Source organism: Pseudomonas sp. 5P_5.1_Bac1 (assembly GCF_025466015.1).
Taxonomy (GTDB): Bacteria; Pseudomonadota; Gammaproteobacteria; order Pseudomonadales; family Pseudomonadaceae; genus Aquipseudomonas.
On the sequence record NZ_JANLNX010000115.1, the window covers coordinates 97,410 to 121,323 of the forward strand.

General features: G+C 63.7%; 20 protein-coding genes, 1 tRNA gene and 1 pseudogene. 10 read left to right on the plus strand and 12 right to left on the minus strand.

Annotation, left to right across the window (positions count from 1 at the left end; translation table 11 throughout):
* Positions 1 to 60 precede the first annotated feature (60 nt).
* Both NTD82_RS26855 and NTD82_RS26860 read right to left on the minus strand, forming a co-directional pair.
* Complete coding sequence (locus NTD82_RS26855; RefSeq protein WP_262130913.1) at positions 61 to 864, minus strand: MOSC domain-containing protein; 804 nt, start codon at positions 862 to 864, stop codon at positions 61 to 63.
* 73 nt (positions 865 to 937) lie between these two features.
* Complete coding sequence (locus tag NTD82_RS26860) at positions 938 to 1,873, minus strand: chemotaxis protein CheV (RefSeq protein WP_095157957.1); 936 nt, start codon at positions 1,871 to 1,873, stop codon at positions 938 to 940.
* Between the two features lie 384 nt (positions 1,874 to 2,257).
* On the opposite strand from NTD82_RS26860, the gene NTD82_RS26865 reads away from it, so the two are divergent.
* From NTD82_RS26865 to NTD82_RS26875, 3 genes are all read left to right on the plus strand, one after another.
* Entirely contained in the window at positions 2,258 to 2,695 is a 438-nt protein-coding gene (locus tag NTD82_RS26865; RefSeq protein ID WP_262130914.1) for a histidine kinase, read from the plus strand.
* Between the two features lie 502 nt (positions 2,696 to 3,197).
* On the plus strand, positions 3,198 to 4,103 hold the full coding sequence (locus tag NTD82_RS26870) for a sensor histidine kinase (RefSeq protein ID WP_256587814.1): 906 nt from the start codon (positions 3,198 to 3,200) through the stop codon (positions 4,101 to 4,103).
* On the plus strand, positions 4,100 to 4,753 hold the full coding sequence (locus tag NTD82_RS26875) for a response regulator (RefSeq protein ID WP_095157960.1): 654 nt from the start codon (positions 4,100 to 4,102) through the stop codon (positions 4,751 to 4,753). Before NTD82_RS26870 ends, NTD82_RS26875 begins: the two co-directional genes overlap by 4 nt.
* Here the strand turns inward: NTD82_RS26875 and yegS are convergent.
* Complete coding sequence (gene yegS, locus NTD82_RS26880; protein ID WP_095157962.1) at positions 4,737 to 5,636, minus strand: lipid kinase YegS; 900 nt, start codon at positions 5,634 to 5,636, stop codon at positions 4,737 to 4,739. The two genes, NTD82_RS26875 and yegS, sit on opposite strands and share 17 nt — an antisense overlap.
* A 304-nt stretch (positions 5,637 to 5,940) precedes the next feature.
* Here yegS and NTD82_RS26885 point away from each other — a divergent pair, with 304 nt between their 5' ends.
* Positions 5,941 to 7,179 (plus strand): glycosyltransferase family 4 protein, encoded by a 1,239-nt coding sequence (locus NTD82_RS26885; RefSeq protein ID WP_262130915.1) that lies wholly within the window; start codon positions 5,941 to 5,943, stop codon positions 7,177 to 7,179.
* Positions 7,180 to 7,275: 96 nt separating this feature from the next.
* Here the strand turns inward: NTD82_RS26885 and glp are convergent, their stop codons facing one another.
* Together glp and moaB are read right to left on the minus strand one after the other, a co-directional pair.
* A complete protein-coding gene (gene glp / locus NTD82_RS26890) occupies positions 7,276 to 8,502 on the minus strand; it encodes a gephyrin-like molybdotransferase Glp (RefSeq protein ID WP_262130916.1) in 1,227 nt (408 codons plus the stop codon).
* On the minus strand, positions 8,486 to 9,025 hold the full coding sequence (gene moaB / locus NTD82_RS26895; RefSeq protein ID WP_262130917.1) for a molybdenum cofactor biosynthesis protein B: 540 nt from the start codon (positions 9,023 to 9,025) through the stop codon (positions 8,486 to 8,488). Before moaB ends, glp begins: the two co-directional genes overlap by 17 nt.
* A 194-nt stretch (positions 9,026 to 9,219) precedes the next feature.
* Between moaB and NTD82_RS26900 the strand changes: the two genes are divergently transcribed.
* From NTD82_RS26900 to NTD82_RS26910, 3 genes are all read left to right on the plus strand, one after another.
* Positions 9,220 to 9,441, plus strand: a complete 222-nt coding sequence (locus NTD82_RS26900; protein WP_095157970.1) for a YgdI/YgdR family lipoprotein — start codon at positions 9,220 to 9,222, stop codon at positions 9,439 to 9,441.
* A gap of 140 nt (positions 9,442 to 9,581) precedes the next feature.
* A tRNA-Pro gene (locus NTD82_RS26905) sits at positions 9,582 to 9,658 on the plus strand.
* A 136-nt stretch (positions 9,659 to 9,794) separates the two neighbouring features.
* Positions 9,795 to 10,163 (plus strand): glycine zipper domain-containing protein, encoded by a 369-nt coding sequence (locus NTD82_RS26910; RefSeq protein WP_095157972.1) that lies wholly within the window; start codon positions 9,795 to 9,797, stop codon positions 10,161 to 10,163.
* A gap of 109 nt (positions 10,164 to 10,272) precedes the next feature.
* On the opposite strand, the gene NTD82_RS26915 is transcribed toward NTD82_RS26910, so the two are convergent.
* The 4 genes and pseudogenes from NTD82_RS26915 to NTD82_RS26925 all read right to left on the minus strand — a co-directional run bounded on the left by NTD82_RS26915 (position 10,273) and on the right by NTD82_RS26925 (position 15,842).
* Positions 10,273 to 11,856, minus strand: a complete 1,584-nt coding sequence (locus NTD82_RS26915; RefSeq protein ID WP_262130918.1) for a malate:quinone oxidoreductase — start codon at positions 11,854 to 11,856, stop codon at positions 10,273 to 10,275.
* Positions 11,857 to 12,240: 384 nt separating this feature from the next.
* On the minus strand, positions 12,241 to 13,008 hold the full coding sequence (locus tag NTD82_RS29510) for a methyl-accepting chemotaxis protein (protein WP_371864319.1): 768 nt from the start codon (positions 13,006 to 13,008) through the stop codon (positions 12,241 to 12,243).
* Between the two features lie 165 nt (positions 13,009 to 13,173).
* A pseudogene (locus tag NTD82_RS29515) lies at positions 13,174 to 13,866 on the minus strand (methyl-accepting chemotaxis protein); the annotation flags it as partial.
* A gap of 215 nt (positions 13,867 to 14,081) precedes the next feature.
* The gene (locus tag NTD82_RS26925; protein ID WP_262130920.1) at positions 14,082 to 15,842 is read right to left on the minus strand and encodes an ABC transporter transmembrane domain-containing protein; all 1,761 of its coding nucleotides are present in this window, start codon (positions 15,840 to 15,842) and stop codon (positions 14,082 to 14,084) included.
* Between the two features lie 246 nt (positions 15,843 to 16,088).
* On the opposite strand from NTD82_RS26925, the gene NTD82_RS26930 reads away from it, so the two are divergent.
* Positions 16,089 to 16,262, plus strand: coding sequence for a PA1571 family protein (locus tag NTD82_RS26930; RefSeq protein ID WP_262130921.1), 174 nt, complete (start codon positions 16,089 to 16,091; stop codon positions 16,260 to 16,262).
* A gap of 188 nt (positions 16,263 to 16,450) precedes the next feature.
* On the opposite strand, the gene pdxB is transcribed toward NTD82_RS26930, so the two are convergent.
* The gene (gene pdxB / locus NTD82_RS26935; protein ID WP_262130922.1) at positions 16,451 to 17,596 is read right to left on the minus strand and encodes a 4-phosphoerythronate dehydrogenase PdxB; all 1,146 of its coding nucleotides are present in this window, start codon (positions 17,594 to 17,596) and stop codon (positions 16,451 to 16,453) included.
* 159 nt (positions 17,597 to 17,755) lie between these two features.
* Here pdxB and NTD82_RS26940 point away from each other — a divergent pair, with 159 nt between their 5' ends.
* Positions 17,756 to 19,147 carry an MATE family efflux transporter gene (locus NTD82_RS26940; RefSeq protein WP_262130923.1) on the plus strand — a complete coding sequence of 464 codons (1,392 nt, stop codon included), beginning with the start codon at positions 17,756 to 17,758 and terminating at the stop codon, positions 19,145 to 19,147.
* A 4-nt stretch (positions 19,148 to 19,151) separates the two neighbouring features.
* Here NTD82_RS26940 and tusA read toward each other — a convergent pair whose 3' ends face one another.
* The gene (gene tusA, locus NTD82_RS26945) at positions 19,152 to 19,394 is read right to left on the minus strand and encodes a sulfurtransferase TusA (protein ID WP_262130924.1); all 243 of its coding nucleotides are present in this window, start codon (positions 19,392 to 19,394) and stop codon (positions 19,152 to 19,154) included.
* A 27-nt stretch (positions 19,395 to 19,421) separates the two neighbouring features.
* Positions 19,422 to 20,486 carry a 23S rRNA (cytidine(2498)-2'-O)-methyltransferase RlmM gene (gene rlmM / locus NTD82_RS26950; RefSeq protein WP_262130925.1) on the minus strand — a complete coding sequence of 355 codons (1,065 nt, stop codon included), beginning with the start codon at positions 20,484 to 20,486 and terminating at the stop codon, positions 19,422 to 19,424.
* A 248-nt stretch (positions 20,487 to 20,734) separates the two neighbouring features.
* Between rlmM and acnA the strand changes: the two genes are divergently transcribed.
* Positions 20,735 to 23,434 (plus strand): aconitate hydratase AcnA, encoded by a 2,700-nt coding sequence (acnA, locus tag NTD82_RS26955; RefSeq protein ID WP_262130926.1) that lies wholly within the window; start codon positions 20,735 to 20,737, stop codon positions 23,432 to 23,434.
* The last annotated feature ends 480 nt before the right edge of the window (positions 23,435 to 23,914 follow it).

A 23,914-nucleotide genomic window follows, 5' to 3' on the forward strand; every position in this document is an offset into this window, starting at 1 on the left:
CAAGCTCGCGCCTACAATGCCCCTGTAGGAGCGAGCTTGCTCGCGAATGGGCCCAAGCTTTTACTCCAGCACCTCAACCGCCATCCCCACCTCAAGCACACCCTCGCCATCAGCCACCAGGTTCTGGCCGAACATGGCCTCCCCTTCTTTCTGCCGATAATTCATCAGCGTGGCAAACGGCTCGCGGTCCGGGCTGCGTTCGCCGGTGGCCGGGTCGATGGTGGTGAGGATGCAGCGCCCGCACGGTTTGACCACGCGGAAAGTCTGCTGGCCAATACGAATACGTTTCCAGCCGTCCTCGGCGAATGGTTCGCTGCCCTCGATAACCAGATTCGGACGAAAACGCATCATTTCCATGGGGCGACCGACCCGCTGTGTCAGGTCATCAAGCGACGCCTGACCAATCAGCAGCAGCGGGAAACCGTCGGCGAAGGCCACGCGGTCACTGTTTTCGCCATAGCCAGAAGGCAAGTAGCGTGTGCGCTTTTCAGGCACATGCACCAGGCGCACCGCACGCCCCATAAAGGCGCTCAGCCACTCCGCCGCCACATCGCCGGCATCCGGAACCTGGAGGGTATCGCGCCAGATGGTCACGCCACGCAGCGCATCGTCCGGGCTCGGCACCGCGACATGCAGCGTTGGCTGGCCCGGTGCATTGAGCAGCAGTCCGCCGTCAGCCGCATACAGCGCCGACAACTGGCTCATCTGTGGGAAAGCGCGTTGGGTCAGAAAACGGTTGTTGCCAGCATCCACCAGCATCCAGCGACGATCACCGGCCAGGCCCAGCAGCCCGGCGGGCGACTGCTGCAGCGCTTCGCCCTGCGCGGATTTGACCGGGTAACGATAAAGCGCACTCAAACGCATGAGCCGATGCTCCCTGACGAAAAAGCGCAGCTTACACCCGATGCCCGGCATTGGCTGCCGGGCAGGCGTGGGGTCAGACGGTGGCTTCGTCGAGCATCAGGCGCTGGCGAACCACATCCACCAGGCGGTCAGGCTGGAATTTGGAGAGGAAGTTGTCGCAACCGACCTTCTTCACCATGGATTCGTTGAAGCTGCCGGACAGCGAGGTGTGCAGTACCACGTACAGTGCGCGCAGACGCGGATCGTTGCGGATCTCCGTGGTCAGGCGATAGCCGTCCATTTCCGGCATTTCGGCGTCGGTGAAGATCATCAGCAGTTTTTCACAGACATCCTCGCCAGCATCCGCCCAGCCCTTGAGCATTTTCAGGGCCTTGAGGCCATCGCTGGCCACGTGCAACTTCACGCCCAACTGGGAGAGGGTTTCACGCAATTGCGCCAGGGCCACAGTGGAGTCGTCCACCAGCAGCACTTCGCGGCCATAGGCGCGGCGCAGGACCGGATCGTCGAGCTTTTCCCGGGAAACCTTGGCGTTGTACGGCACGATTTCCGCCAGCACCTTTTCCACGTCGATGATTTCCACCAACTGCTCGTCGACCTTGCTGATGGCGGTGAGGTAATGCTGACGCCCCGCGCTGGTTGGCGGCGGCAGGATGGCTTCCCAGTTCATGTTGACGATGCGGTCGACGCCACCGACGAGGAAGGCCTGCACCGAGCGGTTGTACTCGGTGACGATGATGGTGCTGTTCGGACCCGGTTCCAGGGGACGCATGCCAATGGCTTGCGACAGGTCGATAACCGGCAGGGTCTGGCCGCGCAGGTTGACCACGCCGCAGACGTAGGTGTGGCGCTGGGGCATCAGGGTCAGCTTGGGCAACTGCAGGACTTCCTGCACCTTGAAGACGTTGATCGCGAACAACTGCCGCCCCGCGAGGCGAAACATGAGGATTTCCAGGCGGTTCTCGCCTACCAGCTGTGTCCTTTGGTCTACCGAGTCGAGAATGCCAGCCATTGAATCCCCCAGGCTTGTTGCAAAAGGTAAATATGCATCGGCCTTATATCGGCCGCTTATGCGACAGCTTGACCCTATGAAGAAAATGCTGCGTGAAGCGTTGATATCACTTTAGCATCATGCTTTACTGCACTCACAGTTTTTCCTGCCATCCCGCTCCGCAACGGGGCCACACCTTAAATTCCTCATCAGGGAAACCCCTACCATCAATCGGGAGGGACCTGATGTTCGTGAAATCAGTTAGCCATTAATGTGACGCCATTCTCAATGCATGAATGGAGTCGGGCCCTTGTTCGCTATCACTTCGCTGTGGCCAGCCTCTGTCCCTGACCTATCACCCGTCTGCTTCCAGGCCTGTTGCCTATGCCAGCCAGGAGCCGACTGATGCTGAACGACTCACCGGATATGAGCCCGCTACACGATTTCCTGGATGACGCCTACGCACTCTTGAGCCGCGCCCACGACTGCTTGCAACATTTCCAGTTGATTGGCGAGGATGCGGATGCCAGTGATTGCCTGATCAGCACCCTCCGCACCCTTATGGAAAAAGCCGGGCCTCGGGAGCAGGTGCAGATCGCCGATTTCTGCGAGCAACTGATTGCCCTGCTGGAACCGGGCCATCCCCGTAACCCGCTGCGCGGAACGGCGCTGGGTATCCTTGAAGCATGCCTGAGCCTGCTGGCCTGGCAGATCGAGTTGATCGATCCGTTTACCGGCTCACTGAATCTGGATAGTGAAGAACAACAGGAGTTGCTCACACATCTGGACAAGGCACTCGATCCTGCGCGGACGCCGTGCAATCAATCCGTCGAAAACGTCTGATCAGCTCGCGCGCTGCATCCCAGAGCCTTCAGCAGCGCATGGAAAGATGATCGAAGACAAACAAACGACAACTAAGCTCACACGAAAAACTTGTCCGGCATACAGCATGCTAGTGTTTTGCGTGCACTAACGTGCAACTAAGCACAGCCTTCTAAAACAACTCTGCCGGTTTGGAAAAAGTACATCCGACTTTTTAATGAACGTTTAAGTTCGCCAGTCGTAGTGGCAAAGTGCTAGAATCCGCGCCAGGCGGAACGCCCGTACCAGCCCGCAAAACCTGACTATTCAGACCAATTATCGGCCCGCGACCATTCGACCCCGAAGTGATACCATGCGCCGCTCCGAGCCGGTTGCCGACTGTTGCCACTGCTGGAACATGGCGCTTTCAGCGCACTAAAAAAGTGCCTGATCGCCCGTTGCAACATGATGATAAAAGTTGTTGAAGGCCCCTCTAAAAAGCCTTTCAATCAACCCCGAACTGGCTTTGAAAAGTGATACTCCAGTGGCTTCATTTTCCGTGCACTCAAGCCTCAAGACCTTCACCCGGCACCCACGCGGCACGGCCCTGTTGCAGCGTGCGATAGCACTGACTTGCCTGGCTTCGCTGGCGGTTGCCCTGGCCTGCTACTTCAGCGCCACGCCACTGCCCCCGATCCTGCTGGTGCTACAGGCCATCACCCTGCTGGGCGTGCTCGTCACGATACGCAAACCCAAAGACGTAATCGTCATGACCCCGCAGGAGCTGGCCGACCGCCTGCTCAAGGTGCAGGAAAGCGAGCGGCTGCGCCTGAGCCGCGAACTGCACGACGACATCGGCCAACTGCTGACCGCCGCCAAGCTGCAGGCCGAATGGCTGCAACGGCGCCTGCCGGAAACCCTGCAGGATTCGTGCGCCGCCTTGCGCGATACCCTTGACGAAACCCTTTCCCACGCCCGCAGCCTGGCCACCAGCCTCGCTCCGCGCCAGCTCAACAGCCTCGGCCTGGAAGCCAGCCTGCGCACGCACCTCTCGCGCACGCTGGACAACACCGACGTGCGTTGGAGCCTCGAATGCAAAAGCCGCCTGGACGGCCTCCCGGAAGAGATGGTCATGGCCGCCTTCCGTATCACGCAGGAAGCGATAACCAACGTTTTGCGCCATGCCCGGGCGCGAAACCTGATCGTGCAGTTTCAGCGCAAGCCGGAAGGCCTGTCGCTATCGATCAGTGACGATGGCCAGGGTTTCCTGCCCTCTTCCCACCCCGGCGAGGAAGGCCAGTGCGGAATGGCCGGCATGGCCGAACGCGCGCACCTGCTCAATGGCAGCCTGACGGTCCACAGCGAGCCTGGCAAAGGCTCGCGGATCGACGCGCTCCTTCCCTGGGCACCCCGCTCGCGCGAGCGCGCCAACTCAAGTAAGACTTCATGACTTGTAAATTGCTGCTGGTTGACGACCATTCCCTGATCCGTGCCGGCGTCCGCGCCCTGGTATCCGATATTCCCGGCTACACCGTCGTGGGCGAAGCCAGCGATGGCAGCCAACTGGTCGACCTGATCCACGAACTGGACCCGGACATCGTCCTGCTCGACCTGTCGATGCGCGCCATCGGCGGCCTTGAGGCCCTCAGCCACCTGCAGGCCGAAGGCAGCCGCTGCAAGGTGCTGATCCTGTCGATGCACACCGACCCGGACCTGATCATGCAGGCGCTGGAAACCGGCGCCCATGGCTACCTGCTCAAGGACACCACCGCCACCGAGCTGGAACAGGCCCTTGCTGCCCTGAGCAATGACGAGCGCTACCTCAGCCCGGCCATCGCCCACACGGTGATCAACCAGGCGCTGCTGCGCACGCAGAAGGTGGAACCGGCGGAGAACCACAACCTCACCGCTCGCCAACTGGAAATCCTGCGCCTGATCGTGCGCGGCAAGTCCACCCGGGAGATCGCCAACGGCCTCGGCCTGAGCGTCAAGACCGTGGAAACCCACCGCTCGCAGATCATGAAGCGCCTGCAGATCTACGACGTGGCCGGTCTTGTGCTGTTCGCCGTGCGCGAGCAGATCATCAGCCTCGACGACTGAGCAGCGGCGACCCTGCCGGCATGTGCACCCGCAACGCGCCGGGCAGCACCCGGAAGCGCAGGCTTTCGCCTTGCAGCGGTTCGCCGTCGAGGTTGATGTCCAACCCTTGCGAGCCCTTGACCTCGACCCACGGCAGCCGGGCGCGGATGAACATGCTGTCCAGCCCCAGGCCGCCGCTGAGCAGGTCGCGCAGGGTGCCGACCACCTCCTGCGGCGCCGGCAGGATGCTAATGTCCAGCAGCCCGTCATCCACCAGCGCCTCCGGGCACAGCTCATGGCCACCGCCGGCCTGGCGGCCATTACCGATGCCCAACGCCAGCAACTCGCCCTGCCAATGGAAATCCGGCCCTTGCAGGCTGACGGAGGCGGCGCTCAACTCGCTGAAACGCGACAGACCGGTGAACAGATAGGCCGCGGCGCCGAGAACCTTTTTCAGGTCCTCCGAGGTGTTGGCGGTCACCTGGCTGCCAAAGCCACCGGTGCCCATATTGAGAAACACCTCACCGCCGACCTCACCCAGATCGATCGACGTCGCCTCGCCCTCCAGCAGCGCCAGTGCCGCCTGTGGTTCCAGCGGAATGCCAGCAGCGCGGGCAAAGTCGTTGGCGGTGCCCAGCGGCAACAGCACCAGGCTGGCATCGCTGTCGGCATCGGCCATGGCGTGCACCACATCCCGCAGCGTGCCGTCGCCACCACCCGCGATCAGCTGCGGATAACCGGCCGCCAGCGCTTCATGCACCAGCCGCTGGGCATCTCCGCCCTCCCAGGTCAGGCGCACATCCAGTTGCCAACCGCGCTCGCGCATGCCCTGCACTGCGGCGCGGACGTCTTCGTTCATCGCCTGCTTGCCATGCAGAATCAGCAGCGCTTTGCGTTCGCTCATCGATAGACCCCTTCTCGGCCGGACATTCAACTCCCTATCTCGACCACAACCGACAGGCAGTTGCTGCACATCGCACACGTAAAGTTCTGCAATCTTACGAATGACATTTGAAAGATCCCCCAAGCACGACCATGCTTCGACAAATAATTGGCTAAATTCACCAAGCCAATCAGACAAGTCACTTAATTGACGAAAGATGATCCGTGATGCCCGCAGCGTCGTCACGTCGGAGCCAGCACCGAGCTGGCGCCGCGGGCGTTTTCGTTCCACCCGCCCAAGCCCCTCCGGCAAGCGAGGAAGTGTCATGCGCGTACTTTGGACACTGCCCTACCTCCCCTGGCCCACCACCAGTGGCAGCAAGACCCGCCAGTTCAATCTGTTGCGCGGCCTGGCGCAGCGAGGTCATCGCATCACTCTGCTGACCCAGTCCAGGGTGCCCCTGACCGAGCCGGCGCGACAGGCGCTGATGCCGCTGGTGGAACGCCTGATCGTACTGCCGCGCCGTCCTTTGCACAGCCCGCTCAATCTGCTGGCGGCGCTCAATGTCAGCTACCCGATGCGCACCAGCATCAATGGCCTCGCTCCACACCTGCGTCACCGCTTCGAAGCGCTACTGCAGGAGCATTGGGACGTGATCCAGATCGAGCACAGCTACAGCTTCCAGCCGTTCGAACGGGCACTGCAGGCCAGCGGCCTGCCGTTCATCGTCAGCGAACATCAGGTCGAATGGCGCAAGGGCGCCGCCTGCCAGGACCGCCTGCCGCTATGGCTGCGCCCGTTCAACAGCTTCGACGGCTGGCGCTACCGCCATTGGGAAACCCGCGTACTGAAGCAGGCCAGCGAAGTGGTAGCAGTGAGCCCCTACGATGCCCGGCAGATCAGCGAAATGACCGGCCGGCCGACGCAGGTGGTGGTGAACGGCGTCGATTGCGACCACTACCAGGAGATCCGCTTCTGCCCGCGCAGCCAGCGCCTGTTGTTCGTCGGCAACTTCGAGCATTGCGCCAACCAGGAAGCCATCGAATGGGCGCTGGACGAGATCCTGCCGCAAGTCTGGCAAAGCAACCCGGCGGTACGCCTCGCCATCGCCGGCCATGCGCTGCCGGATCACTGGAAACTGCGCTGGGACGACCCGCGCATCGAGTGGGTCGGCTACCTGCCGGACCTGCGCGAACTGCAAAAACACTCAGCGATCTTCTTCGCCCCGCTGCGCCAGAGTGGCGGCTGCAAGATCAAGCTGCTCGAAGCCATGGCCGCAGGACTGCCAGTGGTGACCACCCGCGAGGGCGTTTCGGGGCTGCAGGTTCGTTGTGGCGAGCATTACCTGGGTGGTGATGCGGGAGACGACCTGGCCCTGACCATCACGCAACTGCTCAACCAGCCCCAGCGGATGCAGCAGTTGTCCGAGGCAGGACGAGTGTTTGTTCGCGAGCGGCATGACTGGAGCGTGGCGGCGGCACAGCTGGAAGGGGTGCATGCGCGGCTGGCCAGTCGGCCAGTGGCGATTGGGGATGTGATGGGCGGGATCATGCCGTTGACCTGAAAATGGGGTGGCTACACCGCATCGCGAGCAAGCTCGCTCCTACAGGCTGGAGCGAGCTTGTTCGCGATAAGGCCGCCGGACCGTCGCGATGCGACCTCAGCCAAGCAACTCACTCAGCGGAATGAACTGCACGATATCCCCCTGCATCGGCGTCGTGCCTTCCAGCACTTCCACCAGCCCCTCGGCCCAGGCGGCGCTGCGCAGCACGCCGGAGCTCTGGTTGCGGTAGATCAGCGCCTTGCCCTGCTCCAGGCGAGCACGCAGGTATTCGCGGCGATTGCCAGACTTCGGCCAGTCGAAGCCAGCCGGCACGGCGAACTGCAATGGTTTGACCTCCTGCACGCCCTGACGGCGCAGCAGATAAGGCCGGGTCAGCAAACCGAAAGTGACCAGCGTCGAAGCCGGATTGCCAGGCAGGCCGATCACCGGCACGCCGTTGTACTGGCCAACCGTCAGAGGCTTGCCGGGCTTGATCGCCAGCTTCCACAACGCAAGTTCCCCCGCCTCGCGCAGGGCGACACCCAGGTAATCGGCCTCCCCCACGGAAACACCGCCAGTGGACAGGATCAGGTCAACATCACCGAGCCCTCCCAGGCATTGCCGGGTCTGTTCCAGATCGTCCGGGAGGATTCCGGCATCCACCACTTCGCAGCCCAAACGCTGCAACCAACTGCACAGCAGGCGGCGGTTGCTGTTGTAGATCTGTCCCGGACCCAGCGGCTGACCCGGCTCGACCAGCTCATCCCCGGTAGACAACACCGCAACCCGCACCCGCCGCACCACCGTGACTCGGCCATAGCCGAGGGTGGCCGAGAGGCCCAACTCGATCGGGCCAAGACGGGTTCCGGCCACCAGCACCAGCTCGCCGGCACGGGTTTCCTGGCCTTGCGGGCGAATGTTCTGGCCCGTGCTCAAGGCTTCGGTGAAGCGCACGCGCTGGTCATCCAGCACTTCGGCGTTTTCCTGCATTTCTACGCAATCAGCGCCCGCGGGCACCGGAGCTCCGGTGAAGATTCGCGCGCACGTGCCAGGTTGCAGCGGCTCGGGCGATTGCCCGGCGAAGATCCGCTGGCTGACCGGCAGCGGCTCGCCCTGCCAGTCGCTCACGCGCAGGGCGTAGCCATCCATGGCGCTGTTCGGCCAGGGCGGCAGGTCGAGGGTGGCGTGCAGGTCATTGGCCAACACCCGACCCTCGGCATCCCCCAGGGTGACGTCTTCGACTTCAGTAATGGGCGCCGCCTCGGCCAGCGCCAGCAGGCGTTCGAGCGCCGCCTCGACCGGCAGCAGCGGCTTGGCCGCCGGCAACTCAGCCACGGCTTTCACAAGGCGCGGCTTGCTTCAGGTGCGGAACGAAATTGCACGGGCGATGGCGGTTGTCCAACTGCTCACCGAGAATGCCGTCCCAACCAGTGCGCACGGCATTGGTCGAACCCGGCAGGCAGCACACCAACGTGCCATTGGCCAACCCGGCCAAGGCGCGGGACTGCACGGTGGAGGTGCCGATATCGGCCAACGAAATCTGCCGGAACAGCTCGCCGAAGCCATCGACCTGCTTGTCCAGCAAACAGGTGACCGCCTCGGGGGTGCTGTCGCGACCGGTGAAACCGGTGCCACCGGTAATCAGCACGACCTGCACCACCTCTTCGGCGATCCAGGTGGCGACCTGGGCGCGGATCTTGTACAGGTCGTCCTTGAGCAGTACCCGCTCAGCGAGGTTGTGACCGGCCTCGGTGAGGCGATCGACGAAGACCTGGCCGGAGGTATCGGTTTCCAGCGTGCGCGTGTCGCTGACGGTCAACACGGCGATATTGAGTGGCACGAAGGGGGCGTCTGCCTTGGCTTTCATGGCATTGGGTCCGTTGGAGAATGGGAATGGGCGGTGTTATATCACAGGGAAAGAGGCCCCGCGCAGCCTAGCCGACCGGGTATTGCGCCCGGTCAATGACGCGATTAACCGCTACGCTAATGATCGCAAGGAACTTGCTGTAACCGTATGCGTCTGAAGAACAATACCCGGCCTTCACCTATTGGAGATTCACCATGATTCAACGGACCCTTCCCGCTTTCCTGCTCGCCCTCGGTATTGGCGCCCTCGCCGGTTGCGCTTCGCCGACCGTCATTACCCTCAACGATGGCCGTGAGATTCAAGCCGTCGACACCCCGAGCTTCGACGAAGATTCCGGCTTCTACGAATTCGAACAACTGGACGGCAAGCGCACCCGCGTCAACAAGGACCAGATCCGCACCGTCAAAGAGCTCTAAAAGCAGCCACACGTTTCAAGCCCCAAGCTGCAAGAGAAGACCGCGTCCCATCCCGCGCTTTCTTGCGGCTTGAAGCTTCCAGCGCGAAGCGGCTCCGCGGGGCTTGTAGATGGAAATATTTTGAGTAAAATTTTCCTCATCGGAGTGTAGCGCAGCCAGGTAGCGCGTCTCGTTCGGGACGAGAAGGCCGCAGGTTCGAATCCTGTCTCTCCGACCAGATCGCTCATCGTCCAAGCCCGCTTCTCGCGGGCTTTTTCGTGTACGCCCCCGTTTTTTCCTGGAGTGGTCCGGCAAGCCCGGAGTGCTTCATTTCGCGTGCCTGATCGCACGCTTTTTCCTTGAGGTTGTTTTTCATGCGCAAGACTTTTGTCGCCGTCACTCTGGGCCTGCTGTTCGCACAAGGCGCCGTCGCGGGCGATGGCACTGCTGCACTGGGCGGTGGCCTGGGCGGTGCACTGGGTAATGTGGTCGGCCAGCAGATCGGTGGCAGCACTGGCGCGGCGATCGGTGCCGGTGTCGGCGGCGCGGCGGGTGGTGCCGTAGCGGCGAAGAAAGGCAACAAGGCCAAGGCAGCGGTCGGTGGTGGCCTGGGTTCGGCAGGTGGTTCGTTGCTGGGCAACAAGCTCGGTGGCAGCACCGGTGCGACGATTGGCGCCGGCTTGGGCGGGGCCGCGGGTGGTGCGCTGGGCAATCACCTGGGGGACAAGAAGAAAAAGCACTGATTGTGGAGTGAGCTGATCAGGCTTTGCCGTTGATCGCGAGCAAGCTCGCTCCTACAGGATTTGCCTATCCCCGTAGGAGCGAGCTTGCTCGCGAAGCGGCCCAACTGCCTTACTGAGCAGCCGCCACTTCTTCCGGCAATACCGGCATGAAGGTCAGGCCCAGACGCGAGCTGGTCCACTCACGGGTCTGGTTGGTCAGCTCAAGGTTGTTGTTGAGCTTCTGGCCGTAGGTCGGAACGATCTTCTTCAGACCGGCCTGCCACTCAGGCGTCTTGATGCGGTCCTTGAAGGTCTTTTCCAGCACGCTGAGCATGATCGGCGCAGCGGTGGAAGCACCTGGCGAAGCACCCAGCAGCGCGGCAATGCTGCCGTCTTCAGACGCAACGATCTCGGTACCGAACTGCAGAATGCCGCCGTGCACCGGATCTTTCTTGATCACCTGTACGCGCTGGCCGGCCTGCAGCAATTTCCAGTCTTCGTTCTTCGCCTGCGGGAAGTACTCGCGCAGCGCCGCCATGCGGTCGTCGAAGCTCAGCATCAACTGGCCCATCAGGTAGGTGCTCAGGTCGATGTTGTCGATACCGGCATGGGTCATCGGCATGATGTTGTGGCTGGTCAGGGCCGCGAACATGTCCAGCAGCGAACCGTTTTTCAGGAACTTGGTGGAGAAGGTCGCGAACGGGCCGAACAGCAGGACTTCCTTGCCATCGATGACGCGGGTGTCCAGGTGCGGAACCGACATCGGCGGCGCGCCGACCGACGCCTTGCCGTACAGCTTGGCCTTGTGGCGAGCAACGATGTCCTGATTGTCGGTCATCAGGAACTGGCCACCCACCGGGAAGCCGGCATAGCCTTCGGCTTCAGGAATGCCGGACTTCTGCAGCAGCTTCAGCGCGCCACCACCGGCACCGATGAAGACGAACTTGGCCTTGACGCTGGACTCGACGCCCTTGTTGCCAAGGTCGGCAACGACCACGGTCCAGGTGTTGTCGGCATTGCGCTTGATGTCGCGGACTTCGTGGCGCACGTGCAGCTTGACGTTCTCGCTCTTGGTCAGCGAGCCCACCAACTGGCGGGTGATTTCGCCGAAGTTCACGTCAGTACCGATCGGCATGCGAGTCGCGGCGATCTTCTGGTCGGCGGCGCGGCCTTCCATCACGATCGGCACCCACTTGGCGATCTGGGCGTGGTCCTCGGAGAACTCCATGCCGCGGAACAGCGAGCTGTGCTGCAGGGCTTCATGGCGCTTCTTGAGGAACTCGACGTTCTTGTCGCCCCAGACGAAGCTCATGTGCGGCACGCTGTTGATGAACGACGTCGGGTTGCGCAGCACGTCCTGCTCGACCTGATAGGCCCAGAACTGCTTGGAGATTTCGAACTGTTCGTTGATCGCCACCGCCTTGCTGATGTCGATCTTGCCGTCGGCGCCTTCGCTGGTGTAGTTCAGCTCGCAGAACGCGGAGTGGCCGGTGCCAGCGTTGTTCCAGGCGTTGGAGCTTTCTTCGGCGACCTGGTCCATGCGCTCATAGATGTTGATCGACCACTGGGGTTCGAGTTCGTGGAGGTAGGTCCCGAGGCTGGCACTCATGATGCCGCCGCCGATCAGCAGCACATCGACAGTCTTTTCCGGTTCACTGGGCTTGGAACAACCAATGACGCTCAGGCACAGGAGCGCCAAAAGGATTTTTTTCATATTTCAATCCAATTGAAGTGAAGTGATTGGCCTGACCGCCGCACCCGGGTGCACGCCCTGGTTTTATGGTTTTGCTCACACGATGCCGAACATGCACAAGGCCCGGACGGTTGCGCCGGACCCAACACTGGCGAATGGCTGGGGTATCGGAGAAGCGGGGAGCGGTCTTTTGCCGTGGCTGCCGCGGCAGCCTCTGGTCTAAACACGGGACATGGCCCGCGCTGTCCGGCCTAAAGCAGGAAGCGGGCCAACTTCAGCTCGACCAACGGCTAATAGGCGAGGCGTGTGGTCGCACCCCATATTTGCCGGTTTTCATGGCGGGATCCCGCCAGGCTTGCTGCCTGTTTAGCCAGCAAGTGGCGGATTTCCCCCAGGCTTAAACGTTCAAGCGGACAAACGCGCGGTGACTGCACCCAGTTGCCCGGAGAGTTCATGCAGGCGATGGCCGGCGCGTTCGGTACGTTGCACGGCGCCCTGGTTGTCGGTGGCGATACGGGTGATTTCCACCAGATTGCGGGAGATATCCTCGGCAACGCTGGTCTGCTCCTCGGCGGCGGTGGCGATCTGCCGGTTCATGTCGCGGATCTCCTCCACCGCCAGGGTGATGCGTTTCAACATATCTCCCGCGCGCTGAACCTGCTCAGCCCCCTCCTCGCTCTGCGCCTGGCCCGCCTCGATCGCCTTGACCGCCTCCACCGCGCCGGACTGCACCGCACTGATGATCTGGTTGATCTCGGCAATGGATGACGCCGTGCGCTGCGCGAGGTTGCGCACTTCATCGGCAACCACGGCGAAACCACGCCCGGCCTCGCCGGCCCGCGCCGCCTCAATGGCAGCGTTGAGCGCCAGCAGGTTGGTCTGCTCGGCGATGCCGCGAATCACTTCCAGCACCTTGCCGATCCGCGCGCTGTCCTGCTCCAGATGCCGGATCACCCCGGCAGTACCGGCGATTTCCCGGTTTACCCGGGAAATGGTGTCGATGGTCGCCTGCATCACCTGCTCGCCGGCCTGGGCGCTGTGGTCGGCATCATCCGCCGCCCGTGCCGCTTCTGCGGCATGGCGGGCGACTTCCTGGGCAGTGGCGGACATCTCGTGCATCGCCGTGGCCACCTGGTCGGTGCGCTGGAACTGGTCGTCGGTCCCGCGGGCCATGCCGCCCGCCAGGGTGCGCAGCTCGCCGCTGGCGCTTTCCAGCTCGCCGGCGTTGTCCTGCAGGCGGCCAACGGTGTCGGCGAGGAAGTCACGCAGGGTGTTGGCCGCCACCGCCAGCCGACCCAGTTCGTCCTGGCGATCGCTGGCAACGCGGGCGTCGAAGCGGCCCTGGCTGAGGTGAGCGACGTACTCGATCAGGCGCCGGATCGGCTCGATCAAGCTGCGGTTGACCAACCACAGGCTGAACAGCCCAATCGCCAGCGCCGACAGCAACATGATCGACAGGCCCAGCCAGACGGTGCGCTGCGCCTGCTCGCTGAGTTCCCCGGCCTGCGCCGTGGACGCGGCGCGCAACTGGCTGACCAGTGCGCTCATCTGCTCGCTGGCCGCACGGTCCACGCCCTTGACCGCCAAGTCCCCCGCTGCCGGATCGGCCCCCGCCGCGAGAAACGCCTCGCGGCCGCGGGCATAGGCCTCGCCCAACTGCCGGTGACTGTCCTTCAACTGCACGAGGCTGTTGTGCAACGGCGCATCGCCAGCGTTCTCGCGCACCAACTGGCCGAGGATGTCCTGCACCTGGCGCTCCTGCGCCTGGAACTGCTGCCAGTATTTGTCCAGGTCCGCCGGCTGCTTGCCGCGCAGCAGCACGTTCTTCCACTCCTGGACCTGGATCTTGAATTGCAGGTTGGCTTCATCGATCTGCTGCGACGCCCGCAACGGACCGCCGACCAGTTGGCTGTAGCCATCCACACTGGCGGACAGCAGGCGGAAACAGACCAGGGCAATCAGCAGCATCGCCAACAGGCTGCCGGCAAGCAGGGCGAGGATTTGCATTCTCAGGGAGGTACGCAGAGGCATCGGCGGGATCTCGGAACAAAGGATGGAAACGGCGGCAATGGCCGAGCAAAGACATCCATGTCCTCGAATCACAGGCAAAAAAAAGCTGCCATCAGGGGACGGCAGCGAAACTGCATCGAGCACTTACGCAACAGTTGAAATCGATACTCTCAGGGGATCGCTACAGAAATGTGACAGCCGATACAAACCCTGTCACATATCTGTAAAAAACCGGTTCAGGGGCCGAACTGCAATTCCGCCAACCGCGCATACAGCGGGCTTTCGGCGATCAACTGCAGGTGCGTCCCCACCGCCACCACCTTGCCCTGATCGATCACCGCGATGCGATCGGCATGCTGCACCGTGGCCAGGCGGTGGGCGATCACCAGCGTCGTGCGCCCGGCCATCAAGGTCGGCAGGGCTTGCTGAATCAGGTACTCGCTCTGCGCATCGAGGGCGCTGGTGGCCTCATCCAGCAATAGGATCGGCGCATCCACCAGCAAGGCCCGGGCAATCGCCAGGCGCTGGCGCTGACCGCCGGAAAGGCCGAGGCCGGCGTCGCCGAGGTGGGTCTGGTAGCCGTTGGGCAATTGCAGGATGAATTCGTGAGCATGCGCGCTGCGGGCGGCGGCTTCGACCTCGGCGAAACTGGCGTCGGCGCGGCCGTAGCGGATGTTGTCCTCGACACTGCCGAAGAACAGCGCCGGGTTCTGCGCCACCAGGGCGAAATGCCGGCGCAGCTCCTGCGGATCGAGCCGGGTCAGGGGCTGGCCGTCGAGCAGAATCTGCCCTTGTTGTGGATCGTAGAAACGCAGCAGCAGGTCGAACAGCGTCGACTTGCCCGCGCCGGACGGCCCCACCAGCGCCAGGGTCTGGCCCGGCTCGACGGTCAGGTCAAGGCCATCAATCGCAGGTCGCGAGGCCCGCGACGGGTAGGCAAAGCGCACCGCCTGCAACTCCAGCCGGCCGCTCACCCGTGGCGGCAGACGCATGCCACCGTCCTGCGGCGCGACAATCTCGCTGCGCGCGGCAAGCAACTCGGCAATACGCTCGGCGGCGCCCGCGGCGCGCTGCAACTCCCCGATCACTTCACTGACGGTGCCGAAGGCGCTGCCGACGATCAGGCTGTAGAAGACAAAAGCGGCCAACTCGCCACCGGAGATACGCCCAGCGATCACATCCATCCCGCCGACCCAGAGCATCACCCCCACCGCACCCAGCACCAGCACAATCACCAGAGTGATCAGCCAGGCGCGCTGGACGATACGTTTGCGCGCCGTGGCGAACGCCGCCTCCACCGTTTCACGGAAACGCTGGCGATCCCGTGGCTGGTGGTTGTAGGCCTGCACCGTCTTGATCTGGCCGAGGGTTTCGGCGACGTAGCTGCCGACATCGGCGATGCGGTCCTGGCTCTCCCGGGACAACGAGCGCACCCGGCGGCCGAAGATCAGGATCGGCGCCACCACCAACGGTAGCGCCAGCACCACGATGCTGGTCAGCTTGGGGTTGGTGACGAACAGCAGCACGATGCCGCCCAGGACCATCAGCGTGTTGCGCAGGAACAACGACAGCGACGAGCCGATCACCGACTGCAGCAGCGTGGTATCGGCGGTCAGCCGCGACTGGATTTCGGAACTGCGGTTGTGCTCGAAAAAGCCGGGATGCAGGCCAATCAGGTGATCGAACACCTGTTGGCGAATATCGGCCACCACCCGCTCGCCAATCCACGACACCAGGTAGAAACGCGCGAACGTCCCCACCGCCAGGGCCAGCACCAAGGCCATGAACAGCGCGATGGACTGCCCGAGCAGGTCGGCCGAGCGGGTCACGAAACCCTGGTCCACCAACAGGCGGATGCCCTGACCCATGGACAAGGTGATGCCCGCTGTCACCACCAGCGCCAGCAAGGCGAGCAACGACTGTTTGCGGTACGGGCGAACGAAACGCCAGGCCAGTTGCAGGGCCTGGCGCTGACGCGAGGAAAGCGGATTGAACATGAGGGCTGCCGTCTGTCGGATCTGCCGTGCAGCCTACACCCGGGAGGCGCATTGCCGCCATTGAGCGCGGGGGTTTACAACGCCGGGGCGCAGGCCATAGACCGGATCGGTCTAAAGCACCTCTGGATCTGCACTGAACTTTCTGGTGGACTGATTGCTCGCATGATGTGAACGGCGATGGAGTTGTAACAGACCGGTCATCACGCGGATTTAATCTAGGCTTGCCACCTGAAGAGGAGACAGGAAATGAGCTTGCAACATAGCAGCGCGAATACCCAGCAACGTTCGGTACAACCTGTACCGGTGCACGGTTCGATCATCGACGCCCAAGGGCGCGAGATCCCGATCACCGAGCAGATGATCCAGCAAGCGTGCAGCGAACTGGAAAAAAGCCGGGTCGTACCGGCGAAGAAGAGCTGAAGCTCCACCTCATTCGAAACCCGGCGCCTGCGCCGGGTTTTTTATTGACGAAAACCGCTGGCTCCCGCCTCCGGCCCTACGCGAGCAAGCTCCCGCAAAAACGGCGTCGCTTCAGAAGTCGTCACTCACGCTGCCGGATGCAGGAGCCAGCAGCCTCGCCACAGCGAATGGATAAGCTCGCAGACCTGTCAGTTTTCCAGCACACACCCCAACGCCCGCACAATCTGGCGCAGCGCCGCCGACTCCCCGTCGATCCGCACCCGCAGCCCTTCGATTTCCCGCCGCACCGGATACCCCTTGCGCAACAGGTCGAAGTTCACCCGCTGCTGCGCCGGGTCCTCGCTCAAGCTGCGGCGGAAATCAGCATCGTCGCGTCGCGGGTCATAGACCGCCCGGCACAGCGTCGCCAGCGCCCAGACCGGATCGCTGTCGCCCTGCAACTCCAGCCGCGCCAGCCACGGGCGCGGCAGCAAATCGGCAAGCCAGACCTGCGCCGCCTCGCCACGCCAGGCGCAGAACGCCTGATAGATCTGCGCCGTGCCGCGCTGCTTGCCGTCGAGGCTGTAACCGGCGATATGCGGGGTGGCGATAACGCACAGGTCGGCCAGCTCCGGGTCCACTTGTGGCTCTTCTTCCCAGACGTCCAGCACCGCCAGCACATCCTCGCGATCCAGCAGCAGCTCACGCAGCGCAACGTTGTCGATCACCGGGCCACGGCTGGCGTTGATCAGCCAGGCGCCCTGGCGCAGGCTCGCCAGGCGCTCGGCGTCGAGCAGATGCCAGGTGGCCTGCTCGCCCGAGCGGGTCAGCGGGGTATGCAGGCTGATGACGTCGCATTCGGCGAGAATCTGCTCCAGCCCGACATACTCACCACCCTCCGTCGCCTGCCGCGGCGGGTCGCAGACCAGCACCTTCCAGCCCAGCCCGCGCAGCACTTCGACCAGACGCCCGCCGACTTCACCGGCGCCAACCACACCGTAGGTGCGCGACGCCAGGTCCGCGCCATCCAGCTCGGCGAGGGTCAACAGGCTGCCCAGCACATAATCCACCACCCCACGGGCATTGCAGCCCGGCGCGCTGGACCAGTGAATGCCGGCCTCGGCGAAATACGGCAGGTCCAGGTGATCGGTGCCAATGGTGCAGGTGCCGACGAAGCGCACCCGGCTGCCCTCCAGCAACGCACGGTCGACCTTGGTCACCGAGCGCACCAGCAACACGTCGGCATCGCGCACGCAGTCGCGGTCGATGGCCCGGCCGGGGTAACGGCGGATCTCGCCAAACCCGGCAAAGAAGGCATCGAGCAGCGGGATGTTTTCGTCGGCAACTATCAGCATGGTGCTCTCCTGTGGGGGAGCGCAGTGTAGGGCCGGGAGTGGGTAAGGGGCTACAAGGTGTTGCGATCGACCTGCACATCCAACCCACCCATTTCCTGACCAATGCGTCAGGGCGTAGACTGCCCGGTTTTCCGCACACTGCCACCGGACGACCGCCTAGTGACCCTTTCCGCTACAACCACCCTCTCCCGCCCCGCCCGAATACGCGCCGAAACACGCGGGCTGCTGCACCTCGCCACGCCGATCATCGTCGCGCAACTGGCGACCACCGCCATGGGCTTCGTCGATGCGGTGATGGCCGGCCGGGTCAGCCCGGAAGATCTGGCGGCGGTAGCACTGGGCAATTCGATCTGGATTCCGGTGTACCTGCTGATGACCGGCATCCTCCTCGCCACCACGCCCAAAGTGGCGCAGCGCTTCGGTGCCGGCCAGCACGGCGAAATCGGCCCGCTGGTGCGCCAGGCCCTGTGGCTGGGGCTGGTGGTGGGCCTGCTGGCGAGCGCCATGTTGCTCAGCGCCGAACCGATCCTGCGGCTGATGAAGGTCGATCCGCAACTGATCGGCCCGAGCATGGGCTACCTGCAAGGCATCGCCTTCGGTTTCCCCGGCATCGCCCTTTACTACGTGCTGCGCTGCTACAGCGATGGCCTGGGCCGCACCCGGCCGAGCATGGTCATCGGTCTGTGCGGGTTGTTGCTGAACATTCCGCTGAACTGGGTGCTGATCTACGGTCACTTCGGCATGCCGGCGCTGGGCGGTGTCGGTTGCGGCTGGGCCACCGGCATCGTCGGCTGGTTCATGGCCCTGAGCATGGCCGGCTGGAGCCGCTGGGCCCCGGCCTACGCCAGTAGCCGCGTACTGGTCAGGCTCGACCGGCCGCAGTGGGCGGTGATCAAGCGCCTGCTCGGCATCGGCCTGCCAATCGGCATCGCCGTATTCGCCGAATCGAGCATCTTTGCGGTGATCGCCCTGCTGATCGGCAGCCTCGGCCCGACCGTGGTGGCCGGGCACCAGATCGCCCTGAACATCAGTTCGCTGCTGTTCATGATTCCGTATTCGCTGGGGATGGCGGTGACCGTGCGGGTCGGTCAGGCGGTGGGGGCCGGCGACCCGTACCAGGCGCGCTTCGCCTCACTGGTCGGGCTGGGCACGGCGCTGGTGTTCGCCGCGTTCTCGGCCAGCCTGATCCTGTTGCTGCGCGAGCAGATCGCGGCGATCTACACGCCGGACACCACGGTGATCCAGATTGCCGCGATGCTTATCGTGTTCGCCGCGCTGTACCAGTTCTCCGACGCCATCCAGGTGATCTGCGCCGGTGCGCTGCGCGGTTATCAGGACACCCGGGTGACGATGATCCTGACCCTGTTCGCGTATTGGGGCATCGGTCTGCCGGTCGGCTACCTGCTCGGCCTGACCGATGTCTTCGGCCCGGCCAGCGGCCCGAGCGGGTTGTGGCAAGGCCTGATCGCCGGCCTGACCTGCGCGGCGCTGATGCTGTCGATCCGCCTGGCGCGCAGCACCCGCCGGCATATTCGCCGGGCGGGGCGTTGAAGGTTCAGGCGAGCTTCTTGCGGATCCAGTAGAGGTAGGTGCCGCCCTCTTCCTGCTGCTGCACCAGTTCGTGACCGAGGAATACGCAAAACTTGGGAATGTCGCGGCGGGTCGAGGGGTCGGTGGCGATGACCTTGAGCAGGCCGCCCGCGGCGAGGTCGCGCACGTGCTGGTGCAGCATCATCACCGGCTCCGGGCAGTTCAGGCCGGTGGCGTCGAGCACGGCATCAGGGGTGAGATCGGTCATTCGGGACTCCGTAATCAGTAAGCGAATTCAGCGCGGCTTGAGGTCGAGACGGCGCAGGTGGCAGGTCACTTCCTCACGGTCGTGATAGAGCTGCTTGCAGCCGATCGAGACCTTCACCTTGCGCGCCTTGAAGCCTTCCTCGATGCGGTCCAGCAGACGGCGCACTTCGGCGTAGCGCTGCTTCATCGGCAGCTTCAGGTTGACCACCGCCTCGCGGCAGTGCCCGCCGCCCAGCCATTCCTCGACCATCGCCGCGGTGCGCGCCGGTTTCTCGACGATGTCGCAGACCATCCAGTCCACGGTCTGCTTGGGCTTCCAGGTGAAACCGTCGACCATCAAATGCTGGACCAGCCCGGTGTCCATCAGGCTTTCGGCCATCGGCCCGTTGTCGATGGCGGTCACCAGCATGCCGCGGCGGACCAGTTGGTAGGTCCAGCCGCCCGGCGCGGCCCCGAGGTCAACGCCGGTCATGTCATCCGACAGGCGCTGGTCCCACTGGCCACGCGGGATGAAGTGGTGCCAGGCCTCTTCCAGCTTGAGGGTCGAGCGGCTTGGCGCCTCGCGGGGGAATTTAAGGCGCGGGATGCCCATCGGCCACATCGCCGAGTTGCCCGCGTCGGCCACGCCGAGAAACACCCGCCGACCGCTGACGAAGGTCAGCAACAGCCGCGCGCTCGGGCCGTCCTCGACCAGACGGCCGGCCTTGAGCAAGGCCTTGCGCAGCGGGCCTTCGAACTTGCGGCAGAAGGTCGAAAGCTCCTTGCCGTCGTTGCTGTCCATCACTTCCAGCCAGAGACTGCCGGCCACCGGGTAATCCGCCAGATGCTCCAGCAATACGCTGATGCGGTCGGTTTCCGGCAGCTCGACAAAGCTGCCCCGCGCCCATTGGCGAGGGAAGATCAACTGGTTGAAACGCAGCTCGCGCATCATCCGCTCGGCGCCTTCGGCGTCGTTGCAGATGAACTCGGCGCAGGCGCTCTGCGGCTTGGCCTTGGCATAGCCGGCAACGCCAAGACGCGCGGCGTGTTCACTGATCTCGGAACAGACCTCGCCCTCGAAACCGGGCCGGCAATGCATGAACAGGGTATTCATCACTCACTCCAGAACGGCTGGCAGCCGATGCGCCCCAGCCCTGACCGGGGACAAGCAGCCCCGGTGAAAATCGGCGAATGATAAAGGAGTTTCGGAACTGGCGACATGCCCCGCCGGTCCAGTAAAGGGTCAGGTCGATGAAACAGGACTAACCTGACTGTTCAGCCAGGTCCGTGCCGTGCGGATCGTCACAGAGCCGGTGAAGCGGCGACAGCAAGGCCGCTCACCGACTCAGAAGGAGTTGGTCAATGCCCTCGCTCGACAGCCTGAAAACCCTCAAGACCCTGGCGGTGAATGGCCGCCCTTATCACTACTACAGCCTGACCGAGGCCGCCCGCCAGTTGGGCGACCTGCAGCGCCTGCCGATGTCGCTGAAGGTGCTGCTGGAAAACCTGCTGCGCTGGGAAGACGGCAAGACCGTCACCGGCGCCGACCTTACCGCCCTCGCCGACTGGCAGCGCGAGCGCCGCTCGGACCGCGAAATCCAGTACCGCCCGGCGCGGGTGCTGATGCAAGACTTCACCGGCGTGCCGGCGGTGGTCGACCTGGCCGCCATGCGCGCAGCCATGGCCCAGGCCGGCGGCGATCCGCAGCGGATCAACCCACTGTCGCCAGTGGATCTGGTGATCGACCACTCGGTGATGGTGGACCGCTACGCGACCCCAAGCGCCTTCGCGCAGAACGTCGATATCGAAATGCAGCGCAACGGCGAACGCTATGCCTTCCTGCGCTGGGGCCAGAACGCGTTCGACAACTTCCGCGTGGTGCCGCCCGGCACCGGCATCTGCCACCAGGTCAACCTGGAATACCTCGGCCGCACCGTCTGGACCCGCGAAGAAGACGGTCGCACCTACGCCTTCCCCGACACCCTGGTCGGCACCGACTCTCACACCACCATGATCAACGGCCTCGGCGTACTCGGCTGGGGCGTGGGCGGTATCGAGGCCGAGGCGGCGATGCTCGGCCAGCCGGTGTCGATGCTGATTCCCGAGGTGATCGGCTTCAAACTCACCGGCAAGTTGCGCGAAGGCATCACCGCCACCGACCTGGTGCTGACGGTCACGCAAATGCTGCGCAAGAAAGGCGTGGTGGGCAAATTCGTCGAGTTCTACGGCGACGGCCTCGCCGACCTGCCGCTGGCCGACCGCGCCACCCTGGCCAATATGGCCCCGGAATACGGCGCGACCTGCGGGTTCTTCCCGGTGGACGATGTCACCCTGGATTACCTGCGCCTGTCGGGTCGGCCGGCGGAAACCGTGGAACTGGTCGAAGCCTATTGCAAGGCCCAGGGCCTGTGGCGCGTGCCCGGCCAGGAGCCGCTGTTCAGCGACACCCTGGCGCTCGACATGCTCGAGGTCCAGGCCAGCCTGGCCGGGCCGAAACGGCCGCAGGACCGGGTCTCCCTGCCCGGCGTCAGCCAGGCCTTCGATGATTTCCTCGGTTTGAACGTGCGGCGCACCAATAGCGGCGTCAACGGCGACCAACCCGGAGAAACCCGCTTCAGCCTCGACGGCCAGGAACACACCTTGAAAGACGGCGCCGTGGTGATCGCCGCGATCACCTCCTGCACCAACACCTCCAACCCCAGCGTGATGATGGCGGCCGGCCTGCTGGCGAAAAAAGCCGTGGAAAAGGGCCTGCAACGCAAGCCCTGGGTCAAGAGTTCGCTGGCCCCCGGCTCCAAAGTGGTGACCGACTACTACAACGCCGCCGGCCTGACCCGCTACCTGGACGAACTGGGCTTCGACCTGGTGGGCTACGGCTGCACCACCTGCATCGGCAACTCCGGGCCGCTGGCCGACCCGATCGAGGCCGCCATCGCCAAGGCCGATCTGGTGGTGGCGTCGGTACTGTCGGGCAACCGCAACTTCGAAGGCCGGGTCCATCCGCTGGTCAAGACCAACTGGCTGGCCTCGCCGCCGCTGGTGGTGGCCTACGCCCTGGCCGGCAGCGTGCGCGTCGACCTGAGCCGCGATCCGCTGGGCAACGACGCCAGCGGCCAGCCGGTGTACCTGCGGGACATCTGGCCGAGCCAGCAGGAAATCGCCGCCGCGGTTGCGCAAGTGGACACGGCGATGTTCCACAAGGAATACGCCGAGGTCTTCGCCGGCGACGAGCAATGGCAAGCCATCGAAGTGCCGCAGGCCGCGACCTACGTCTGGCAGGACGATTCCACCTACATCCAGCATCCGCCCTTCTTCGAAGGGATTTCCGGCCCGCCGCCGGCGATCGAGGATGTCCACGGCGCGCGGATTCTGGCCCTGCTCGGGGACTCGGTGACCACCGACCACATCTCGCCCGCCGGCAATATCAAGGCCGACAGCCCGGCCGGGCGCTACCTGCGGGACAAAGGCGTGGAGCCACGCGACTTCAACTCCTACGGCTCGCGGCGCGGCAACCATGAAGTGATGATGCGCGGCACCTTCGCCAATATCCGTATCCGTAACGAAATGCTCGGCGGCGAGGAAGGCGGCAACACCCTGCACATCCCCAGCGGCGAAAAACTGGCGATCTACGATGCGGCCATGCGATACCGCGACGAAGGCACCCCGCTGGTGGTGATCGCCGGGCAGGAATACGGCACCGGGTCGAGCCGTGACTGGGCGGCCAAAGGCACCAATCTGCTCGGGGTCAAGGCGGTGCTGGCGGAAAGCTTCGAACGGATCCACCGCTCCAATCTGGTGGGCATGGGCGTGCTGCCGCTGCAGTTCAGCGCCGGACAGGACCGCAAGCTGCTCAAGCTCAGCGGACGCGAGCAGATCGACATCCTCGGCCTTACCGGGGCGCGCATCGAACCACGGATGAGCCTGCACCTGCGTATCAGCCGCGAGGACGGGAGCGAGGAAACCATTGCCGTGCTTTGTCGCATCGATACTTTGAATGAAGTGGAGTACTTCAAGGCGGGCGGCATTCTGCATTACGTGTTGCGGCAATTGATTGCACATTGAGAGGAGCGAGTGATGGCTACCAAGTGCATGCCGGAAGTTGTTTAGCGCTCTCTAGATCGAGCGCCGCCCGCGCGGCGCATCGCGGATGAATCCGCTCCTACATTTTTTGCAACGTGCCATGACCTGTCAGAGAGGTGTTGCCCGCCTTTGGCTTTCGACGATGAATCGCGGGGCGGCTGTTGAGGTCGACTCGATACCGTGTCGTACCACCAAGGCGGTCAACCATGGCCTGACAGGTATAGGTACGTTGCAGCAAATGTAGGAGCGGATTCATCCGCGATGCGCCGCGCGGGCGGCGCTCGATCTTGAGGGCGCTGAAAACCTGTCGGCTAGCGCCTGGTCGCCATTACCCGGCTTCCTGACTGGCGCCTGCTGCACTTCGTATTTTTCACCCATCCGCGACACGCACCACTATGAACCATCGGTCACTCACTGACTTATGTTGCGAAAATGTGAAAGAATGCGCGCAAATTACTTGAA